This window comes from Allobosea sp. RCC_152_1 (assembly GCF_041360765.1).
Lineage (GTDB): Bacteria > Pseudomonadota > Alphaproteobacteria > Rhizobiales > Beijerinckiaceae > Allobosea > Allobosea spartocytisi.
Map to the genome: position 1 here is coordinate 695,746 of NZ_JBFUPU010000001.1, position 18,911 is coordinate 714,656.

The following is an 18,911-nucleotide window of genomic DNA, read 5'->3' on the forward strand; positions in this document are numbered from 1 at the left end:
TCCGTTCCGCCCGGCATCAAGAGCGACCGAGCTTCCTGATCGCCTCGGCGAGAGGCCGCTCGGATTCGTCGTAATCGTCCCAGGCCTTGCTCGTGGTCAGGAGCTTCGGAACCGTGCGGATCGTGTAGCGGACGGGGTCGAGCCCCGCTTTCACTTGCGCCCAGGTCAGCGGCATCGAGACATGGGCGCCGGGCCTTGCGCGCGGCGAGAGCGGCGCCACCGCCGTCGCCATGCGATCGTTGCGGAGATAATCGAGGAAGATCCGCCCCTTGCGCAGGCGCTTGGCCATGTTGACGACATAGCGCTCCGGCTCATCGGCAGCGATCGCCGCGCAGAGGCGGCGGGCGAAGTCCTTGGCGGCCGGCCAGTCCAGGCCTCCGCGACCGGGCTTCGCCAGCGGCGTCACGACATGCAGCCCCTTGCCGCCGGTGGTCTTGCAGAAGCTGACGAGGCCGAGCGCTTCGAGCCGTTCCTTCATGGTCCTGGCCGCCGCGATCACCGCATCGAAGGATACGCCCGGTCCCGGATCGAGATCGAAGACCAGGCGCCCGGGAACCTCCGGCTCGCCAGGCCGGCAGTTCCACGGATGCAATTCGATGCCGCCGATCTGGGCGGTGGCGATCAGGGCCTCGATCCGGTCGATCTGGAGATAGGATTTCTTGTCTCCGAAGATCTTCACCAGCTCGAACAGGTTCGATGTGCCGAGCCCCGCATGGCGCTGGAAGAAGACCTCGCCCTCGATCCCGTCAGGTGCCCTGAGCAGCGAGCACGGCCGGCCCTGGATATGCGGCAGCAGCCAGGCGCCGACGGCCTCGAAATAACGGGCGAGGTCGAGCTTCGTGACGGGCCTGCCGTCCTCGGCATCTGGCCAGAGCGGCTTGTCGGGCTTGGACAGCGGCACGCCGAGAATATCGACCCGCCCGCCGCGTCCCGATACGGGCTTCGGCGGCGCGGTTTCCGTGGGCGGCGCCGGCAATTCGGTCTCGACCTCCGCCGCCGGCTTGTCCTCGCGCAGCCCCTTGAAGGCAGCTTGCCGGACCATGCCGTCGCCGGTCCAGCCCGCGAACTCGATCTCGGCGACGAGGACCGGCTCGACCCAATGCACGCCCGGAGCTCGTCGCGGTGCGCCCTTGCCGGTGAAGGGCGAGGCCTTGGCTGCGTGCTCCTTCAGCCGCGGCAGCAGCGCGTCGACCTTGGCCGCGCCATAGCCGGTGCCAACCCGGCCGATATAGATGAAATGCGGACCGCGATGGATGCCGACGAGCAGCGAGCGGAACTGGCCTGCCGTCGTCGCCCAGCCGCCGATGACGACCTCGTGGCCGGCCCGGCATTTCGCCTTGGCCCAGCTGTCGCTACGGCCGGAGACATAAGGCGCGTCGCCCCGCTTCGAGACGATGCCCTCCAGTGAAAGCCGGCAGGCTGATTTCAGCACCGCCTCGCCGCCGGTCTCGAAATGCTCGACATAGCGCAGGGTGACGCCGTCAGCCGCGTCGCGCAGCAGCGCCTCCAGCCGCTGCTTGCGGGCGAGGAGGGGCCGCTCGCGCCAATCCTCGCCGTCGAGGAAAAGCAGGTCGAAGGCGAAGAAGACGAGGTTCTCGGTCTTCTCCTCGGAGAGGGCTGCCTGGAGCGCAGCAAAATCCGGCGCCCCATGGTCGTCCAGCGCGACGATCTCGCCATCGATGATGCCGTCCGGCAGGTCCTTGAAGGCCTTGGCCACGGCGCCGAACTTCTTCGTCCAGTCGAGGCCCTTGCGCGTCTTCAGCGTGGCCTTGCCCCCGGTGACGCGCGCCTGGATGCGATAGCCGTCGAACTTGATCTCATGGACCCAGCCGCTCCCCGCCGGCGGCCGCTCGACACTCTGGCAGAGCTGCGGCGGAACGAAATCGGGTAGATCGGCCGGAGCGGTGTGCCTCGCTTTTGAAGATCGGCTGGCCGACTCGGTCCGTGCCGGCTTGCCCGCGCGCGCATCCGCCGCCGATCCCTCGGTGCTGTCCCAGACGGCGCCCGCATCGATGGCCTGTTCGGCCAGCAGGAAAGGCTTGGGCGAGCGTCCACGCCCGGCCGCGATGGCATCCATCGTCCGGCCCGAGGCCACCGAGGTCTCGGCCTTCAGGACGGCGTCGCCGCCGGAGTCGACCGCATGTGCGTCGCGGTGCTTGATCAGCAACCAGTTGGTACGCTTGCCGCCATCGCGGTCATGCTTCATCCGCACCAGAACGAAGCTGCCCTTCAGCCGCTTGCCGTCGAGCGTGAATTTGAGATCGCCCTTTTCGAGCTGGCGCTGCGGACTCAGCTTGCCTTCCGGCTCCCAGTAGCCGCGATCCCAGAGCTGGACCGTGCCGCCGCCATATTGCCCTTTCGGGATCGTCCCCTCGAAATCGCCATAGGCGAGCGGGTGGTCCTCGACCTCGACGGCGAGGCGCTTGTCGGCGGGGTCGAGCGACGGGCCCCGGGTCACCGCCCAGGACTTGAACACCCCGTCCAGCTCCAGCCGGAGATCGTAATGAAGCCGCGTCGCGTCGTGCTTCTGGATGACGAAGCGCAGGCGGTTGGAAGGAGCCACCGCGCTCGCATCGCTCGGCTCCTTCGTCTTCCGGAAATCGCGCTTGGCGCGATAGGCTTGCAGCTTTCCGGCCAAGGCTTCGCCCTCGTCTTTCGGATGTACCTCAGATGATCGGATGGCCGCCGGTCACGGCGATGGTCGCGCCCGAGACGTAGCTGGAGAGCGGATCGGCCAGCATGACATAGGCCGTCGCGAGTTCGGCCGGCTGGCCGGGGCGCTGCATCGGCACCTGCTTGCCGAATTGGCTCACGCTCTCCGCCGGCAGCGTCGAGGGGATGAGCGGCGTCCAGATCGGCCCCGGCGCCACCGCATTGGCGCGGATGCCCTTCCCTGCGAGCATTTGCGCCAGGCCTCCGGTGAAATTCTGGATGGCGCCCTTGGTCGCCGCATAGGCGAGCAGGCTCGGATTCGGCTTGTCCGCATTCACCGAGGCCGTGTTGATGATCGAGGAGCCCGGCCTCATGTGAGGCACGGCGGCCTTGGTCAGGTAGAACATCGCGTGGATGTTCACGGCGAAGGTGAGCTGCCATTCCTCGTCGGAAATCTCCTCGATCGCATCGAAGCTCGCCTGATGCGCGGCGTTGTTGACGAGGATGTCGAGCCCGCCGAGCTCATCTGCCGCCCGCTCGACGATGGCCCGGCAATGGGCGGGGTGCTGGATATCTCCGGGCATCAGCACCGCCTTCTGCCCGGCCTCCTCGATCCAGCGGGCGGTCTCGGCCGCATCATCGTCCTCGCTGAGATAGCAGATCAGGAGATCGGCTCCTTCCCGCGCGAAGGCGATGGCGACGGCCCGGCCGATGCCGCTGTCGCCGCCGGTGATGATGGCCCGCTTGCCCTTGAGGCGCCCCGAGCCGACATAACTCGTTTCGCCATGGTCGGGCCGCGGCGTCATCGCGTCGGTTCGGCCCGGCATCGGTTGCTTCTGCTCTGGAAAGGGCGGTTCGAAACGGATGGTCATCGCGGCTCTCCTGCTTGGCGGAGCCCGGCTCGGCCTCCGCGCCTAGGCGGTCAGTGCTTGGAAGCGTGTTCCTTCTTCCCCTTGCGCTTGGTCGAGGCCATCTTTTCCAGCTCGGCCTCGCTCATCGATGCCTCCATCGATTTCGATGCGCCCTTGAGCCCGCTCTTCTTCATGGCGCCGCGCTTGGCCGCCAAAGCGGCGCCGGCGGCTTTCTGCTGCGCAGCCGATTTTGCCGGCATGATCTCCTCCTTCACAGGGGCGTCGATTGCCATTCCGACTGGTCAAAGCGCCCGAATTGGCGAATCACATCCGGATATGGCTGATGTGAAGACGAACACGCCGGGGGGCTGCAGGTTCCCGCTGCACTCGACTCTGGCGCACACCCTGCGCCGTGCTGTTCGCAATGGGGAAGTTCGAGGAATTCGAGCGGGCGGGGCGGCGAGCCATAGCCCCGAACCCGGGATCCGCCGGGCAATCGCCTCTACGTCATGGAGCGCTATGAAGAGGGCGTCGAACTCGTCCAGCGTGCGAATGCTGCCGTCCTGCAATGGCATATGGCGTCCCGATTCTGGAATAGTATCGCAAGTGTGATTACGAGGATGATTTTAAGATTTATATAAATATAAGCATTGATGAGAAGCGCTATTTCGTACGCGTTATGATTACGGGCGTCTGAGGGTATCTCGGTGTCAGAGCCAGAGCGGAGACGAATATCCCAATTATGCGCCATTTGAGGTCAATATACGCCATTGAAATCTATGTCGATTGGCGCTGGCGCACGTTCCAGGAAGATTAGATCGCCCATATCGTGGAGGGCCTGGACAAGGCCGGGTTCGCGCTGACCGATACTCGTACCGATCTTTGAAAGAGCCGGAAAGCCGCGAATCTTTCCGTGCCCGACGCACGGCTTAAAATAGACATCCCGTCAAGAGGAGTCAGGAGCAGATACTGTCGCTGCTCTGGTCAGACGCCCGAAATGTGTTCCGCTCCGGCAGAGGTCGCGGTGTGACTACTGCGATCAGGGGGGGGGCGAACATGCTCGATCACGGCATCAAGGGTAAGACGGCTCTCATCGCCGGTAGCGAGAAGAATTTGCGAGCCGGGTGCTCTGCGCTGGCTATTGCCTGTGCCGTCTGGTCGATCACACCAGCGCAGGCGCAGGGCGTCTCCAATGAGCAATTGTTCAGGCTCGTCACCGAGCTTCAGGCCAAGCAGAGGTCGCTTGAAATCAAGCTGAAGGCCGCCGATGCCGAAATCTCGCGGCTGAAGGGTCCGTCTGGCGGTAGAGGTGCTCCTCAGCCGCGGCACCTCGTCACGAAAGGCGACGGCGTTATGCCGGGCGCCCAGCGCGGAACCGGCCCCCAGGCCGTCAGCGCCACCAATGTCCGGCTCGAAGCGGGCGGCGGCTACAACGGCCGTTCCGGATTTGGCGAGATCAGTGGCCTGCTCGCATTGCCGCTTGGCTCCGCCTTCGGGTTTCAGGTCGACACCATAGGCGGCATGGCCTCCAACACAGCCCTGGGCGGCGCTGCGGCGCATCTGTTCTGGCGCGACCCTGGGGTCGGCGCGCTTGGGCTTTACGGCAGCTATCTGTATGGCACCGGGAGCTGGGGAGCGAATATCTCCGGCGCTGGCAATACCGGCATGTACAACGCCAAGGGCGGCATCGAAGGCCAGCTCTATTTCGGCCGCTTCACTCTGGAGGGCCTCGCGGGCGTCGAGTGGAACAATTATAGCGGCGTCGGCAATAGCTTCCTGGTGGCCAGCAACGACAAAACCAGATTCTTCGATGATGTGCGCCTTGCCTGGTACGTGACCGATAACCTCAAATTGAACATCGGCCACCGCTACACCAGCGGCCGCAACCAGCTCGTGGGTGGCGCGGAGTATCTCGCCAATTTCGGCAATACCGCCGCCTCGCTGTTCGCAGACGCCGCCTATGGCAAGAAGTCGGATGGCGGCTTCGGCCGTTCCTCCGGAAACGAGTTCAGCTTCCTAGCGGGCTTGCGCGTCTATTTCGGCTCCAGTGGCACCAACGACGTGTCGCCGTGGCTCGGCGAGAAGACTCTCATCCGGCGCGATCGCGAAGACTATATGCCGACCTATATCGGCCGCGATGCGGGCGACCTGCCGAGGGCGCGCAAGAACACGGCAACTGGGCAGCCCGGTGCTCCTGGCGCTCCCGGTGCTCCTGGCGCTCCCGGTGCTCCTGGCGCTGCCGGTACTCCTGGCGCTCCCGGTGCTCCTGGCACTGCCGGTACTCCTGGCCCTGCCGGCCCTGTCGGCCCTGTCGGCCCTGCTGGCCCTTCCGGCCCTGTCGGCCCTGTCGGCCCTGCTGGCCCTGTCGGCCCTGAAGGCCCTTCCGGCCCTGCTGGCCCTTCCGGCCCCGTCGGCCCTGCTGGCCCTGTCGGCCCTGAAGGCCCTTCCGGCCCTGAAGGCCCTACCGGTCCTGTCGGCCCTGTCGGTCCTTCCGGCTGAGATCTCGAAGGGGCCGGAGCTCGGCAACGAGGTCCCCGATGACGCAGTTCGTTCCGAAAGCCCAATGATGACAGGACCGAGACTTGACTGTTACGTGTTGATCGATCGGGCACCACAGCTCGTCGCGGCTCCGACCGGCCGCGATTGGATGGATGCCACGAGCGAGCACTTCGCAAATCGGTGCACGCCGCTTTTAATTGCCAACGCCAATGGTTGGGAGTTGCTCAACCCGGCTGGCTTCTCTGCCACCTGGAACGGCTGGAATGGCAAGGAGGACATCACCCTTCGTCCTCACGAGCCAGGTACCCATTTGCACCAAGCCGGGGTGTTCTTCGGACACGGCATCCTGAGTTTCCATCCGGGCTACCTGTTCAGGACAGATCCGGATTGGATGATGTCGGTCCGCGGCTCGCCCAACCGCATCAAAGACGGCATCCACCCGCTCGACGGGCTGGTGGAGACCGGCTGGCTACCCTTCAGCTTTACCATGAACTGGAAATTCACCCGGCCTGGCACAGTGCATTTCGAAAAGGATGAGCCGTTCTGCTTCGTCACCATGGTGCCAGCTGTCACCATCGAGAGCGTACAGCCGGTAATTCGACCCATTACCGAGGATCCAGCCCTGCACCGGGAATATAAATCCTGGAACAGCGAGCGGGTTAGATTCAACGCTGCTATCGGTCTCGGCGACCCCCTTACGGTGGAGCAGAAATGGCAGAAGAACTACCTCGTGGGCAAATCACCGACCGGGCAGTCCGTCGCAGGCGAGAATCACCGGGTGAAGCGAAGTCTCAAGGCGCCGACTTGGTCCGACGCACCGCCGATATCGAAGATATGAGGTGTTTGCGGTGTCCGGTGGAGACTGAATTGACCACCCGTCGGGTTTGAGGCGTCTGAAGGTCGGGTCTCTCGCGCCATGGGGCCGCTGCATCGGCTGGCCGGGACATGCCGCTCAAGGTTGAACTCGTAGAACAGTGCCTCCTGCGCAACCGTCCGCTCGCCCATCATCACGCCGCCCTCCGCAAGGACGACGGAAACAGAACCTCAAGCCCACAGCAACACCGACTTCTTCAACACAAACCACCCTTGCTGACATCAGGAAGGTCTGCGTCCGGGCCGTGCGAAGAAGTCGGCGGCCTCCAGCCGGAGATGACGGCAACCCTGTGAGGCGCTCCTTCTTCAACTCCCTGAACCAGCTCTCGGCGATACCGGCGAGTCGGCGGGCATAACGCGACGCGTCCCGATGATCGTCACAGGGCAGGGGCACCCGAACAGGAGTGCTCCCGAACGCCCCTCGGAGATCGGAATGGCGATCTGGAACCAGAATCGGGCTCCGCGCTGCCAGAGGCAGCCTGCCATGTGTAGGCCGCCGTCTATCGTGCTCGGCAGCGCTTAGAACTGTCTTTACTAATCAACGGGGTAGGAGTGGCGGAGACGGAGGGATTCGAACCCTCGATACCCTTGTGGGGTATGCTCATTTAGCAAACGAGTGCCTTCAGCCTCTCGGCCACGTCTCCAGCGCAAGGCTCTATGCCCGATCGTGACGCCGTTTGACAAGCCTCGCCGGCCACTTTGCACCAAGGATAATTCTCCTGGTCGACAGGGGCGGGCGATCACTCCCTTCACACGGGAGGGGATATGGCTGCGCAGGAGCGACGGAAGCACTCCCTTGGTAAGGGAGACGTCAAGCCGGGCGATCTCCCGGAAAGGCCGGTATGCATCGGCTCGCCTTGCTCTCTGGGGCCCAGCTCACTAGATTGAGCGCGTCCGTTGGGGTGCCGAGAGGCTGAGAGGCGTGGCTCACGCCAACCCATCGTACCTGATCCGGGTAATGCCGGCGAAGGGAACGGTCCTCGGCTCGCAGTTCTCTGCATCGCGCCTCCGGCCGTTGCCTCCCCGGGAGCATGGGAAGCGCATGGCACAGTTGCCGCATCGGCCAAGCCAGACCACCGTCGCGATCGTCGGCGCCGGCGTCGTCGGCCTCGCCTGCGCCGTCGAGTTGCTCGACAGGGGCGCGGCCGTCGTCATCCATGAGCGCGGTCCGCGCATCGGCGCCGAGGCCTGCTCCTGGTATGCCGGCGGCATGCTGGCGCCCTGGTGCGAGGGCGAGAGCGCCGAGGAGCCGGTGGTGCGGCTCGGGCAGGAGGCGGCCGGCTGGTGGGAGCGGCATACGGGTGAGGTCGCGCGACAGGGCACGCTCGTCGTCGCGCCGAGCCGGGATCGTTCGGAGCTGCGCCGCTTCGGCCAGCGCACCAGCCATTTCGAGGAGATCGACGGCGAGGCGATCGCGCGGCTGGAGCCCGATCTCGTCGGGCGCTTCGGGCGCGGGCTGTTCTTCGCAGCGGAGGCGCATCTCGATCCGCGCCGGGCGATCAAGGCCCTGGGCGACAAGATTCTCGCGCAAGGCGGGACGATCCATTTCGAGAGCCCGGTCGAGCCGGCCGAGCTCGACGCCGATATCGTGCTCGATTGCCGCGGGCTTGCGGCCCGCGACGTCCTGCCCGATCTGCGCGGCGTCAAGGGCGAGATGCTGATCCTGAAGAGCGACGAGATTGCGCTGTCGCGTCCGGTCCGGCTGCTGCACCCGCGCATTCCGCTCTACATCGTGCCGCGCGCCGAGGGGCATTTCATGGTCGGCGCGACCATGATCGAGAGCGGCGCGCGCCGGCGCATCTCGGCCCGCTCCATGCTCGAACTGCTCGGCGCGGCCTATGCGCTGCATCCGGCCTTCGGCGAGGCCGAGATCGTCGAGATCGGCACCGATGCCCGCCCGGCCTTTCCCGACAACCTGCCGCGGCTGACGCGCCGGGGCCGGGTGATCCATGTCAACGGGCTCTATCGCCACGGCTTCCTGCTCAGCCCCGCCATGGCGCGGATGGCGGCCGATGCCGTATTGAACCCGCAATCCCGACCGGAGATGCTGCATGACCTTGCTGCTTAACGGCGCGCCCCAGGACATCGCGGGCAAGACGCTGGCCGAGGCGCTGGCCGAGCTCGGCTATGCCGGCCGGATCGTCGCCACCGCTGTGAACGGCGAATTCGTCCCGGCCCGCAAGCGCGCCGAGACCGCACTCAACGACGGCGACCGCATCGAGGTCGTCGCGCCGATGCAGGGAGGTTGAGATGGCGTCCTTCTACGGTTTCGAGCCGCAAAATCCGCTTTTCCTCGGCACGGCGCAATATCCGTCGCCCGCCATCCTGGCCGAGGCGGTCAGGCGTTCGGGCGCCGAGGTGGTCACCGTCTCGCTGCGCCGGGAATCGGCCGGCGGTGGGGCAGGGCAGGCGTTCTGGACATTGATCCGCGAGCTCGGCGTCAAGGTGCTGCCCAACACCGCCGGCTGTCACTCGGTGAAGGAGGCCGTGACGACGGCCCAGATGGCGCGCGAGGTCTTCGGCACGGACTGGATCAAGCTCGAGGTCATCGGCGAGGACGACACGCTCCAGCCGGACGTGATCGCCCTGGTCGAGGCGGCCCGCATCCTTTCCGATGACGGCTTCAAGGTCTTTCCCTACACGACCGAGGACATCGTCGTCGGTGGCCGCCTGCTCGATGCCGGCTGCGAGGTGCTGATGCCCTGGGGCGCGCCGATCGGCTCCGGCCGGGGCCTCAACAACCCTTATGGCTTGCGCACCATGCGCCAGCATTTCCCGGACATCCCGCTCGTCGTCGATGCCGGCATCGGCCTGCCGTCCCACGCCGCGCAGGCGATCGAGATGGGCTATGACGGCATCCTGCTCAACACCGCCGTCGCCAAGGCCGGCGATCCCGCCGCGATGGCGGAAGCCTTCGCGCTGGCCATCCGTGCCGGCCGGCTCGCCTTCGGCGCGCAGCCGATCGAGGCGCGCGACATGGCCGCTCCCTCCACCCCCGTCATGGGCAAAGCCTTCCTGGCCTGAAAGACGTATTCCGCATGAAGCTCGATCCGTTCTACCCGATCTTCGACAGCGCCGACTGGATCGCGCGGATGCTGCCGCTCGGCATGAAGCTGGTGCAGCTGCGCGTGAAGGACCGGCCGGAGCCGGAGGTCGCCCGCGAGATCGCCCGCGCGAAGCGGCTCTGCGCCGAGGCCGGCTGCGTGCTCGTCGTCAACGATTACTGGAAGCTCGCGATCGGGGAAGGTTGCGACTGGCTGCATCTTGGACAGGAAGACCTCGACACCGCCGATCTCGGCGCGATCCGGAAAGCCGGCCTGAAGCTCGGCGTCAGCAGCCATGACGAGGCGGAACTCGAGCGTGCGCTGGATATGCAGCCGGACTATGTCGCGCTCGGGCCGGTCTATCCGACGATCCTGAAGCAGATGCGTTTCGGCCCGCAGGGGCTGGAGCGTCTTGGCGAATGGAAGCGCCGCATCGGCGCCCTGCCATTGGTCGGCATTGGCGGCATCTCGCTGGAGCGGGCCCCGGGCGTCTTCGAGGCTGGCGCCGACATCGTCGCGGCGGTGACGGACATCACGCTCAATGCCGATCCCGAGGAGCGGCTGAAGGCGTGGGTCGCGGCGACGCGCGGGCGCCTTTCTCCCGCTTCCTGAACGCCGTAATCCCGGACAAGCGGCGAAGCCGCGCCGATTCGGGATCCATGCCTGAACCTGTCGGGAAGCGTTCCGGCATGGATCCCGGGTCTTCGCTTCGCCCGGGATGACCACCAGGGATGTCGCTGGCGAAAGGCGAGCCTCAGCTCTCGGCGTCCGCCGACATCGCATGTCCGTCGACATGGCCGAGGCTGCGCTCGGGGTCGAGCCGGTCGCGGACGCGCTGCTTCAGCACCTTGGAATCGGGGAAGCCGCCATCGGTCTTGCGGTCCCAGATCAGCTCGCCGTCATAGGTGATCTGGAAGATGCCGCCGGTGCGCGGGATCAGCGCGACCTCGCCGAGATCCTGCCCGAAGGTCGAGAGTAGCTCCTGGCCGAGCCAGGCCGAGCGCAGCATCCAGTTGCACATCGAGCAATAGGTTATGGCGATGCGGGGTGCGGGCTTGGTTTCGGTCATGGCGGAGCACCGTGGCAAGGAATGTCGCCCCCGACATCCCGCTTCCGCTGCCGCGATGCAAGCCTGAAAGCGGCATGGCGGCTGCGCTCGGAGCCGGAGCCGATCAGCCCGCCACCGTGCTCAGGCTGCGCGAGGGATAGCGCAGGGTCACGTCGAAGGGGTTGAGCTTGGCGCCGAGCTCGTCGGCCTCGCCCCGCAGGATGGCGACGACGCTGGGCAGCCGGTCTTCGCGCAGCCGCTCGGCCAGCGTGCCGACGCTCAGCGCGGCGACGACGCGCCGCTGCGCATCGAAGACCGGCACGGCGACGCCGGCCATGCCGGGGATGAGGCCGGTGTTGAGATTGACCCAGCCTTGCGCCCTTGCGGCCTCGATCGCGCAGCGCAGCGCCGGCTCGTCGATGAAGCCGCGGTCGAGCAGGCGGGGCATGTTGAAGCGGATCACCGCTTCGCGCTCGGCGTCCGGCAGATGCGCCAGCATGGCGAGGCTGCCCTGGCCGATGCCGAGCGGGACCTTGCCGCCGATGTCGCCGGTGAAGGAGCGGATCGGGAAGGGGCCCTCGATCCGGTCGAGGCAGACCGCGTCATAGCCGTTGCGGACCAGCAGGAAGATCGTGTCACTGAGCGTGGCCGAGAGCCTGAGCAGGGTCGGGCGGGCAAGTTCGCGCAAGCCGCCGGCCTGCCCGGCGCGGGCCGCCAGCACGAAGAAGTCGAGTGCCAGCCGGTAGCGCTTGCCGCCGCTGGCCTGCTCGACGAAGCCCTCCGCCATCAGGTCGCGCAGCGCCCGATGGGCCGTCGGCTGCCCGCAGCGGGCGGCATCCGCGATGTCCTTCAGCCGCATGCCGCCGCTCTCGCCATCGGCGAGGACGCGCAGCAGGCCGAGCGCGCGGCGCAGCGACGAAAGCGTTTCGGGCGAGGCTTCCATCATCGAAATCCAGATGCCTAGGTCGGGATCAAAATTCCATATAACGGAATTTAGTCAATAAAAATTCTCTAATGCGGAATTCAAGATTGACGAAATTGTGTCGGCCTCGCTTTCGTAGCGGCATCGCAGTCCGGCTTTCCGGCTAAGGGAAAGCCCACCGATCGAGGTGCCGATGGGCTTTCTGACGCTGCAATCGTTGAGCAAGGTCTTCGGCGACTTCACCGCCGTCCGCGATGTCGACCTCAGCGTCGCCCAGGGCGAATTCGTCTCGCTGCTCGGCCCTTCCGGCTGCGGCAAGACCACGACGCTGCAGATGATCGCCGGCCTCGTCGAGCCGACCAAGGGCACGATCACCCTCGACGGACGCGACATCACCCGCGAGAAGCCGAGCCGCCGCGGCCTCGGCATCGTCTTTCAGAGCTATGCGCTCTTTCCGCATATGACGGTGGCCGAGAACGTCGCCTTCGGCCTCGAGATGCGCAAGGTCGCGAGGCCTGAGCGCGACCGGCGCGTCAGCGAGATGCTCGGCCTCGTCCATCTCGCCTCTTTTGCCGAGCGCTATCCGCGCCAGCTTTCGGGCGGCCAGCGCCAGCGCGTCGCCATTGCCCGCGCCCTCGTCATCCAGCCGCCCGTGCTGCTGCTCGACGAGCCGCTCTCGAACCTCGACGCCAAGCTGCGCGAGGAGATGCAGTTCGAACTGCGCCGCATCCAGCGCAGCGTCGGCACCACCACCATCATGGTCACGCATGACCAGGCCGAGGCGCTCTCGATCAGCGACCGTGTCGTCGTGATGGAGCAGGGCCGCATGACCCAGATCGATGCGCCCTATCGCCTCTATGAGCGCCCGGCGACGGCTTTCATCTCCTCCTTCGTCGGCAAGATGAACCGCATCGAGGCGGTCTGGCGCGGCGGGCGGGCCGAAGCCGCGGGGCTTGGCCTTCCATCCGAGGCGGCGAGCCTGCCGGACGGGGCCTCCATCGGCGTCGCGGTCCGGCCGGAGAAGATCCTGCTCGGCGCGGCCGGGCAGGGGCTGTTCGATGGCACGGTCACGAGCCGCTTCTTCCTCGGCAGCTACTGGCTGTTCAATGTCGAGACGCCGGTCGGAAACGTCGTCGTCTCCCTGCCCAATCAGGGCGCCGAGCCGGTGGCGGAGGGCGCGCTCGTCTCGCTCGGCTGGCCGCCCGAAAGCGCATCGATCGTGGCGGCCGCGGCGGGAGCGGCGGCATGAAGTCCCGCGCGCTGACGCCCTGGCTTCTGGTCTCGCCGGCGACGCTGCTGTTCCTCGGGCTGGTGATCCTGCCGCTCATCCTGACGGTGATCCTGTCCTTCCATGTCTACGATCACACCACCGGCATCCAGGACAGCTTCACCGTCGAGCATTATGTCCGGGTCGTCACCGACGACTACTACCTCGCGATCTTCTGGCGCACGCTCAGGCTCGCCTTCCTCACGACACTGATCTGCGCCGTGATCGGCGCGCCGGAGGCTTATGTGCTCTCGCGCATGGGCGATCCCTGGCGCTCGATCTTCCTGCTGGTGATCATCGGACCGCTGTTGGTCTCCGTCGTGGTGCGCGCCTTCGGCTGGAGCATGCTGCTGGGCTCGACCGGGCTGGTGAACCAGAGCCTGCGCGCGCTCGGCTTCGACAGCGTGAGATTGCTCTACACCGAGACGGCGATCGTGATCGCGCTCGTCCACGTCATGCTGCCCTTCATGGTCATTCCGGTCTGGACGGCGCTGCAGAAGCTCGATCCCGCGGTCGAGGCGGCGGCCCTGACGCTGGGCGCCTCGCGCTTCACGGCTTTGCGCCGGATCGTGCTGCCGCAGGTCTCGCTCGGCATGCTCTCGGGCAGCCTGATCGTCTTCGGCCTCTCGGCCAGCGCCTTCGCCATTCCCGGCCTGCTCGGTGGCCGGCGTCTCAAGATGGCGGCGACGGTGGTCTACGACGAATACATGTCGGAGCTGAACTGGCCGCTCGGCGCCGCGATCGCGATCATCGTGCTGGTCGCCAACCTCGCCATCATGCTGGGCTATAACCGTCTCGTCGAGACGCGCGCCCGCCGGGCCCTGGGCTGAGGTCGCGCGCCATGCACAAGAACGGCCCCATCGCGCTCCTCTTCCATAGCCTCGTCGTCGCCTTCGTGCTGGCGCCGCTCGTCGTGGTCTGCCTCGTCGCCTTCACGCCCGAGAACACGCTCTCGATCCCGACGACCTCGTTCTCGCTGCGTTGGTTCGCCGCGATCTTCCAGCATCCCGATTTCGTGCCCTCCTTCTACAACAGTCTGTGGCTGGCGACGCTGGCCGCGACGATTTCCGTCGCGCTCGCCGTGCCGGCCGCGCTCGCCATCGACCGCTACCGGTTCCCCGGGCGCGACTGGCTGAATGGGCTCTTCCTTTCCCCGCTGATCATCCCGCATCTGGTGCTCGGCGTCGCCCTTCTGCGCCTTTTCGCGCTGATCGGCGCGACCGGTTCCTTCGCCTGGCTGGTGGCCAGCCATGTCATCATCGTCACGCCCTATGTGATGCGCCTCGTCATGGCCGCCTTCACCGGCATGGACCGCAGCGCCGAGCAGGCGGCCGAGACGCTCGGCGCCTCGCACTGGACCGTGTTCCGCCGGATCACCGCGCCAATGATCCTGCCCGGCATCACCGGCGGCTGGCTGCTCGCCTTCATCAACAGCTTCGACGAACTGACCATGTCGATCTTCGTCACCTCGCCGCAGACGGTGACGCTGCCGGTCCGCATGTACATGTACGCGACCGAGTCGATCGATCCGATGATGGCGGCGGTGTCGGCCCTGATGATCGCGTTGACCGCCGGCGCCATGCTGGTGCTCGACCGCGCCTTCGGCCTCGATAAGATCCTCGTCGGCCAGAAGTGACGATCATGCCGCTGCTGCGTCGCATCGCCCGCAAGGATCATCCCGTCATCGCCTTCACGCTTGACGGCGCGCCTTGCGAGGGCCGGGCCGGCGACACGCTGCTGAGCGCGATCCTGAACCGCACGGAGAGCCTGCGCCGCACCGAGTTCACCGGCGAGCCGCGCGCCGGGTTCTGCCAGATGGGCGCTTGCCAGGATTGCTGGGTCGCGACCGAGGCCGGCGAGCGCCTGCGCGCCTGCACCACACCGCTTCAGCCCGGCATGAACATCGTCACCGGGACGGCGAGGGTGGCATGAGCGAACGCCCGCAGCCGCTGATCGTCGGTGCCGGTCCCGCCGGCATCCGCGCCGCCGAGGCGCTCGTCGCGGCGGGCCTACGCCCGCTGGTCGTCGACGAGGCGCCGGCCTGCGGCGGCCAGATCTACCGCCAGCGCCTCGTCCAGGACGGCCGCTCGACCAAGGATCTCTACGGTTCCGAAGCCGGCAAGGCCGAACGGCTCCACGCCGCCTTCGCTGCGCTTGAAGGCCGCGTCGACTACTGGCCGCAAGCGCTGCTCTGGAATTTGCGTGACGGCGTGGCCGATATCGCCGTCGGCGGCACCTCCCGTCGCGTCGCCTATGACGGGCTGGTGCTCGCCACCGGCGCGACGGACCGCGTCCTGCCTGTTCCCGGCTGGACGCTCCCCGGCGTCTTTACTCTCGGTGGCTCGCAGGTCGCGCTCAAGGCGCAGGGCTGCGCCATCGGCAGCCGCGTCGTCTTCGCCGGCTCCGGCCCGCTGCTCTATCTCGTCGCCTGGCAGTACATGAAGGCGGGCGTCGAAGTCGCCGCCGTGCTCGATGCTGCCCCGGCCTCCGCCAAGCTCAATCTCATCAAGGCCCTGCCGCTCGATCCCGGCATCGTGCTGCGCGGGGCGCGCTTCGTCGCCGAACTGCGCCTGCGCGGCGTCGTCATCCGCTCCGGCATCGAGGGCCTGCGCTTCGAGGGCGAGGGCAGGGTTTCCGGCGTCTCCTGGCGGGAGGGCGGGCGCGAGCGGCGCCTCGCCTGCGACGGCGTCGGCTACGGGCTCGCCTTGCGTTCCGAGACGCAGCTCGCCGATCTCGCCGGCTGCGCCTTCCGCTTCGACCGGCGCGACCGCGCCTGGTTGCCCCAGCGGGATGCCGCCGGCCGGGCCTCGGTGGCGGGTGTCTATCTCGCCGGCGACGGTGCCGGCATTGCCGGCGCCGATGCGGCCGAGCGCGCGGGCGAGCGCGCCGCGCTGGCCTTGCTGGAGGATCGTGATCTCGCCATCGACAAGGCCCGCGCCGTCACGCTCGAAGCGGAGCTGGCCCGCATCGGCAAGCTGCGCGACGCGCTCGAAGCCGCCTTTCCTTTCCCGGCCCATTGGGCGGAGACGATCGACGATGCGACCACGCTCTGCCGCTGCGAGGAGATCACGGCCGGCAGCATCCGCGAGGCTGTGAACCGTCTCGATATCTCCGAGATCAACCGGCTGAAGGCGGTGAGCCGCGTCGGCATGGGTCGCTGCCAGGGCCGGATGTGCTCCTCCGCCTCCGCCGAAGTGCTGGCCGCCGCGACGGCCAAGCCGCTCGATGCCGTCGGCCGTCTGCGGGCGCAGGCCCCGGTGAAGCCGATCCCGCTCGCCCTCCAATTGGCGGCCGATCTACCGGAGGCCGCGGCAAACCTGCCGGAGGCAGCAGAGTGAGCCGGCATCTCGACATCGACGTCGCCATCATCGGCGGCGGGCTGGTCGGCTCCTCGGCGGCGCTGGCGCTGCGCGGCATGGGCTTCAGCGTCGCCCTGCTCGACAAGGGCTTTTGCGGCGCGCAGGCGAGCGGCGTGAACTATGGCGGCGTCCGCCGACAAGGGCGGCCGCGCGAGCAGTTGCCGCTGTCGCAGCGCGCCCATGCCATCTGGCCGCGCCTCAAGGAACGGATCGGCATCGACGGCGAGTTCCTGCGCTCCGGCCATCTCAAGCTCGCCCGCAGCGAAGCCGAGATGGCGGCGCTGGAAGCCTACGCCGAAGCGGTCGCAGATCAGGGGCTCGATCTCGAGCTCGTCGGCCATAACGGCCTGCGCGAGCGCTTCCCCTGGATCGACGGCAGCATTTTGGGCGCCTCGCTCTGCGCCGGCGATGGTCACGCCAATCCACGCCTCGTCTCGGCGGCCTTCGCCAGCGCCGCGCGCCGTGCCGGGGCGCATGTGCTGGAGAACACGCCGGTCACCGGCCTTACCCGCAATGGCGAGGGTTTCGCGCTGGAGGCGGGCGAGGGCATCGGCCTGAGCGCGCGCGTCGTCATCAACAGCGCCGGCGCCTGGGCCGACCGTTTCGCCACGGATTTCGGCGAGCCGGTGCCGCTCTCGCGCATCTATCCTTCGATGATCGTCACCGAGCCGCTGGCCCCGGTCATGACCGTCAATATCGGCATGGAAGGCGGTGGCATCTACGCCCGTCAGGTCGAACGCGGCAATGTCGTGGTCGGCGGCGAGCGCGGCCTGCCGCTCGACGATCCCGATTTCTCGCGGCCGCGCGGCGAAGGCGCGCTCGCGATCATGAATCGCACTGCCGAAATCTTTCCGGCGCTGCGCCACGCCCAGGCGATCCGCTTCTGGTCGGGGACGGAGGCGGCGATGCCGGACCGCAACCCCGTGATCGGCTTCAGCGGCACGACGCCCGGCCTGCTCCATGCCTTCGGCTTCACCGGCGCCGGCTTCCAGATCGCGCCCGGCGTCGGCGAGGTTTTGGCCGAACTCGTCCGCGACGGCCGAAGCGCGACCCCGATCGAGGCCTTTTCCATCACCCGCTTCAGCCGGCCGCCCGTGCCGCCGGAGAACCACGACCGCACCAGCCACGGCTCGGGTGCGGGTCCGGATCCAGAGCCGCAAAGCAGGGGAGCTTCAACATGACCACCCGTCGCAATCTTTTGGCCGGAACTGTCGCCGCCGTCGCGCTGGCCGCCGCCGGCAGCGCCTTCGCCCAGAGCAAGACGCTCTATATCGGCATGAACGGCGGCAATTTCGAGCGCACCTATACCCAGGGCGTCTTCCCGGATTTCGAGAAGGCCAACAACGTCAAGGTCGTGGTCGTGCCCGGCACCTCGGCCGATATCCTCGCCAAGGCGACCGCGGCCAAGGACAAGCCGCAGATGCATGTCATGTTCCTCGATGACGGCGTCATGGTCCGCGCCATCGGCGCCGGCCTCTGCGAGAAGCTGAAGCCCGGCCCGGAGCTCGGCCAGCTCGCGCCCGGCTCGGTCATGAAGGACAACATGGCGGCCGGCATCGACATGGGCATGACCGGGCTCGCCTATAACAAGAAGATGTTCGACGAGAAAGGCTGGGCGGCGCCGACCTCCTGGATGGATCTGGCCGACCCCAAGTTCAAGGACAAGGTCGTCTTCCAGTCGGCCTCGGCCTCGTCCTTCGGCCTGCATGCCTTCCTGATGTTCAACCGCATCCAGGGCGGCACCGAGGCCAATGTCGAGCCCGGCTTCACCAAATTCCGCGACACGATCGGCAAGAACGTCATCGAATTCATCCCGAATTCGGCCAAGATCTCCGAGATGGTCCAGACCGGCGACGCCGCGATTTTCCCGCTGACCCCGACGGGCGTTGCCACGCTGAAAGACAAGGGCATTCCGGTCGAATACGCCCAGCCCAAGGAGGGTTCGGTGGTGCTGATGGTGGCGGAATGCGTCATCGCCAACAATTCCGAGCCGGAGCTGTCGCAGAAGCTCGCGGCCTATCTGCTCTCGGCCGAGGCGCAGGCCAAGGCGATGGCCTTCGGCAACGGCGTGCCCTCGAACACCACCGCCAAGGCGCCGACCCCCGAGGCACAGGCCAAGCTCGACGTCTTCAACATCAACATGAAGACGGCGGTCACGCTGGACTGGGACGCGATCAACGCCAAGCGCCCGGAATGGAACAGCCGCTGGAACAAGATGATCGAGCGCTGAGGCGGTCGTTCTTTCGATGAGATTACGGCCGGTCCGCAAGGACCGGCCGTTTTCGTTTCGAGGGATTCGCGTGCCGCTTCAGCCGACGCGTTCAAGTCACTGAGATGAATCACAAAGGCGCGGGTCATCCCGGACGAGCGGCAAAGCCGCGTAGATCCGGGATCCA

18 protein-coding genes, 1 tRNA gene and 1 riboswitch are annotated in these 18,911 nt (G+C 66.9%); of the genes, 13 read left to right on the top strand and 6 right to left on the bottom strand.

Features of this window, described 5'->3' with window-relative positions; all coding sequences use genetic code 11:
• Positions 1-16: 16 nt before the first annotated feature.
• The 3 genes from ligD to AB6806_RS03235 are packed head-to-tail and all read right to left on the bottom strand — an operon-like array spanning position 17 to position 3,763.
• Positions 17-2,638: a DNA ligase D gene (ligD, locus tag AB6806_RS03225; RefSeq protein ID WP_370954102.1), complete on the bottom strand. Its 2,622-nt coding sequence runs from the start codon at positions 2,636-2,638 to the stop codon at positions 17-19.
• Positions 2,639-2,666: 28 nt separating this feature from the next.
• Positions 2,667-3,524 (bottom strand): SDR family oxidoreductase, encoded by an 858-nt coding sequence (locus AB6806_RS03230; RefSeq protein ID WP_142020662.1) that lies wholly within the window; start codon positions 3,522-3,524, stop codon positions 2,667-2,669.
• A gap of 50 nt (positions 3,525-3,574) precedes the next feature.
• On the bottom strand, positions 3,575-3,763 hold the full coding sequence (locus tag AB6806_RS03235) for a DUF3008 family protein (protein ID WP_038368869.1): 189 nt from the start codon (positions 3,761-3,763) through the stop codon (positions 3,575-3,577).
• 796 nt (positions 3,764-4,559) lie between these two features.
• On the opposite strand from AB6806_RS03235, the gene AB6806_RS03240 reads away from it, so the two are divergent.
• Both AB6806_RS03240 and AB6806_RS03245 read left to right on the top strand, forming a co-directional pair.
• Positions 4,560-6,002 carry a collagen-like protein gene (locus AB6806_RS03240; protein ID WP_142020663.1) on the top strand — a complete coding sequence of 481 codons (1,443 nt, stop codon included), beginning with the start codon at positions 4,560-4,562 and terminating at the stop codon, positions 6,000-6,002.
• A 94-nt stretch (positions 6,003-6,096) separates the two neighbouring features.
• Positions 6,097-6,840, top strand: coding sequence for a DUF6065 family protein (locus AB6806_RS03245; protein ID WP_260368318.1), 744 nt, complete (start codon positions 6,097-6,099; stop codon positions 6,838-6,840).
• Between the two features lie 588 nt (positions 6,841-7,428).
• Here the strand turns inward: AB6806_RS03245 and AB6806_RS03250 are convergent.
• A tRNA-Ser gene (locus AB6806_RS03250) sits at positions 7,429-7,519 on the bottom strand.
• A gap of 244 nt (positions 7,520-7,763) precedes the next feature.
• Positions 7,764-7,865: riboswitch (TPP riboswitch) on the top strand.
• A gap of 52 nt (positions 7,866-7,917) precedes the next feature.
• On the opposite strand from AB6806_RS03250, the gene thiO reads away from it, so the two are divergent.
• The 4 genes from thiO to AB6806_RS03270 are packed head-to-tail and all read left to right on the top strand — an operon-like array spanning position 7,918 to position 10,531.
• On the top strand, positions 7,918-8,943 hold the full coding sequence (gene thiO, locus AB6806_RS03255) for a glycine oxidase ThiO (RefSeq protein ID WP_370954103.1): 1,026 nt from the start codon (positions 7,918-7,920) through the stop codon (positions 8,941-8,943).
• A complete protein-coding gene (gene thiS, locus AB6806_RS03260) occupies positions 8,927-9,124 on the top strand; it encodes a sulfur carrier protein ThiS (RefSeq protein WP_038368420.1) in 198 nt (65 codons plus the stop codon). Before thiO ends, thiS begins: the two co-directional genes overlap by 17 nt.
• 1 nt (position 9,125) lies before the next feature.
• Positions 9,126-9,899, top strand: a complete 774-nt coding sequence (locus AB6806_RS03265) for a thiazole synthase (protein WP_038368417.1) — start codon at positions 9,126-9,128, stop codon at positions 9,897-9,899.
• A gap of 14 nt (positions 9,900-9,913) precedes the next feature.
• On the top strand, positions 9,914-10,531 hold the full coding sequence (locus tag AB6806_RS03270; RefSeq protein WP_370954104.1) for a thiamine phosphate synthase: 618 nt from the start codon (positions 9,914-9,916) through the stop codon (positions 10,529-10,531).
• Between the two features lie 142 nt (positions 10,532-10,673).
• Here the strand turns inward: AB6806_RS03270 and AB6806_RS03275 are convergent, their stop codons facing one another.
• Entirely contained in the window at positions 10,674-10,988 is a 315-nt protein-coding gene (locus tag AB6806_RS03275) for an Rdx family protein (protein WP_038368414.1), read from the bottom strand.
• Between the two features lie 103 nt (positions 10,989-11,091).
• Complete coding sequence (locus AB6806_RS03280) at positions 11,092-11,913, bottom strand: IclR family transcriptional regulator (RefSeq protein ID WP_142020667.1); 822 nt, start codon at positions 11,911-11,913, stop codon at positions 11,092-11,094.
• A 169-nt stretch (positions 11,914-12,082) separates the two neighbouring features.
• Between AB6806_RS03280 and AB6806_RS03285 the strand changes: the two genes are divergently transcribed.
• Genes AB6806_RS03285 through AB6806_RS03315 form a run of 7 tightly spaced genes read left to right on the top strand, consistent with a single transcriptional unit; the run spans position 12,083 to position 18,745 of the window.
• Positions 12,083-13,138 (top strand): ABC transporter ATP-binding protein, encoded by a 1,056-nt coding sequence (locus AB6806_RS03285; protein ID WP_038368411.1) that lies wholly within the window; start codon positions 12,083-12,085, stop codon positions 13,136-13,138.
• Positions 13,135-13,986 carry an ABC transporter permease gene (locus AB6806_RS03290; protein ID WP_038368409.1) on the top strand — a complete coding sequence of 284 codons (852 nt, stop codon included), beginning with the start codon at positions 13,135-13,137 and terminating at the stop codon, positions 13,984-13,986. Before AB6806_RS03285 ends, AB6806_RS03290 begins: the two co-directional genes overlap by 4 nt.
• Positions 13,987-13,997: 11 nt before the next feature.
• Positions 13,998-14,792: an ABC transporter permease gene (locus AB6806_RS03295; RefSeq protein ID WP_038368406.1), complete on the top strand. Its 795-nt coding sequence runs from the start codon at positions 13,998-14,000 to the stop codon at positions 14,790-14,792.
• 5 nt (positions 14,793-14,797) lie between these two features.
• The gene (locus tag AB6806_RS03300) at positions 14,798-15,088 is read left to right on the top strand and encodes a (2Fe-2S)-binding protein (RefSeq protein ID WP_370954105.1); all 291 of its coding nucleotides are present in this window, start codon (positions 14,798-14,800) and stop codon (positions 15,086-15,088) included.
• A complete protein-coding gene (locus AB6806_RS03305; protein WP_370954106.1) occupies positions 15,085-16,494 on the top strand; it encodes an FAD/NAD(P)-dependent oxidoreductase in 1,410 nt (469 codons plus the stop codon). The genes AB6806_RS03300 and AB6806_RS03305 overlap by 4 nt, the downstream gene beginning before the upstream one ends.
• Positions 16,491-17,696, top strand: coding sequence for an NAD(P)/FAD-dependent oxidoreductase (locus tag AB6806_RS03310; RefSeq protein WP_370954107.1), 1,206 nt, complete (start codon positions 16,491-16,493; stop codon positions 17,694-17,696). Before AB6806_RS03305 ends, AB6806_RS03310 begins: the two co-directional genes overlap by 4 nt.
• Positions 17,693-18,745: an extracellular solute-binding protein gene (locus AB6806_RS03315; protein ID WP_112761822.1), complete on the top strand. Its 1,053-nt coding sequence runs from the start codon at positions 17,693-17,695 to the stop codon at positions 18,743-18,745. Before AB6806_RS03310 ends, AB6806_RS03315 begins: the two co-directional genes overlap by 4 nt.
• The last annotated feature ends 166 nt before the right edge of the window (positions 18,746-18,911 follow it).

Coding starts and splice junctions, on each gene's coding strand:
- AB6806_RS03270 (WP_370954104.1), top strand. CDS start 9,914: ATGAAGCTCGATCCGTTCTACCCGATCTTCGACAGCGCCGACTGGATC.
- AB6806_RS03275 (WP_038368414.1), bottom strand. CDS start 10,988: ATGACCGAAACCAAGCCCGCACCCCGCATCGCCATAACCTATTGCTCG.
- AB6806_RS03290 (WP_038368409.1), top strand. CDS start 13,135: ATGAAGTCCCGCGCGCTGACGCCCTGGCTTCTGGTCTCGCCGGCGACG.
- AB6806_RS03300 (WP_370954105.1), top strand. CDS start 14,798: ATGCCGCTGCTGCGTCGCATCGCCCGCAAGGATCATCCCGTCATCGCC.
- AB6806_RS03315 (WP_112761822.1), top strand. CDS start 17,693: ATGACCACCCGTCGCAATCTTTTGGCCGGAACTGTCGCCGCCGTCGCG.
- AB6806_RS03230 (WP_142020662.1), bottom strand. CDS start 3,524: ATGACCATCCGTTTCGAACCGCCCTTTCCAGAGCAGAAGCAACCGATG.
- AB6806_RS03295 (WP_038368406.1), top strand. CDS start 13,998: ATGCACAAGAACGGCCCCATCGCGCTCCTCTTCCATAGCCTCGTCGTC.
- AB6806_RS03280 (WP_142020667.1), bottom strand. CDS start 11,913: ATGATGGAAGCCTCGCCCGAAACGCTTTCGTCGCTGCGCCGCGCGCTC.
- thiS (WP_038368420.1), top strand. CDS start 8,927: ATGACCTTGCTGCTTAACGGCGCGCCCCAGGACATCGCGGGCAAGACG.
- AB6806_RS03285 (WP_038368411.1), top strand. CDS start 12,083: ATGGGCTTTCTGACGCTGCAATCGTTGAGCAAGGTCTTCGGCGACTTC.
- AB6806_RS03305 (WP_370954106.1), top strand. CDS start 15,085: ATGAGCGAACGCCCGCAGCCGCTGATCGTCGGTGCCGGTCCCGCCGGC.
- AB6806_RS03240 (WP_142020663.1), top strand. CDS start 4,560: ATGCTCGATCACGGCATCAAGGGTAAGACGGCTCTCATCGCCGGTAGC.
- thiO (WP_370954103.1), top strand. CDS start 7,918: ATGGCACAGTTGCCGCATCGGCCAAGCCAGACCACCGTCGCGATCGTC.
- AB6806_RS03265 (WP_038368417.1), top strand. CDS start 9,126: ATGGCGTCCTTCTACGGTTTCGAGCCGCAAAATCCGCTTTTCCTCGGC.
- AB6806_RS03235 (WP_038368869.1), bottom strand. CDS start 3,763: ATGCCGGCAAAATCGGCTGCGCAGCAGAAAGCCGCCGGCGCCGCTTTG.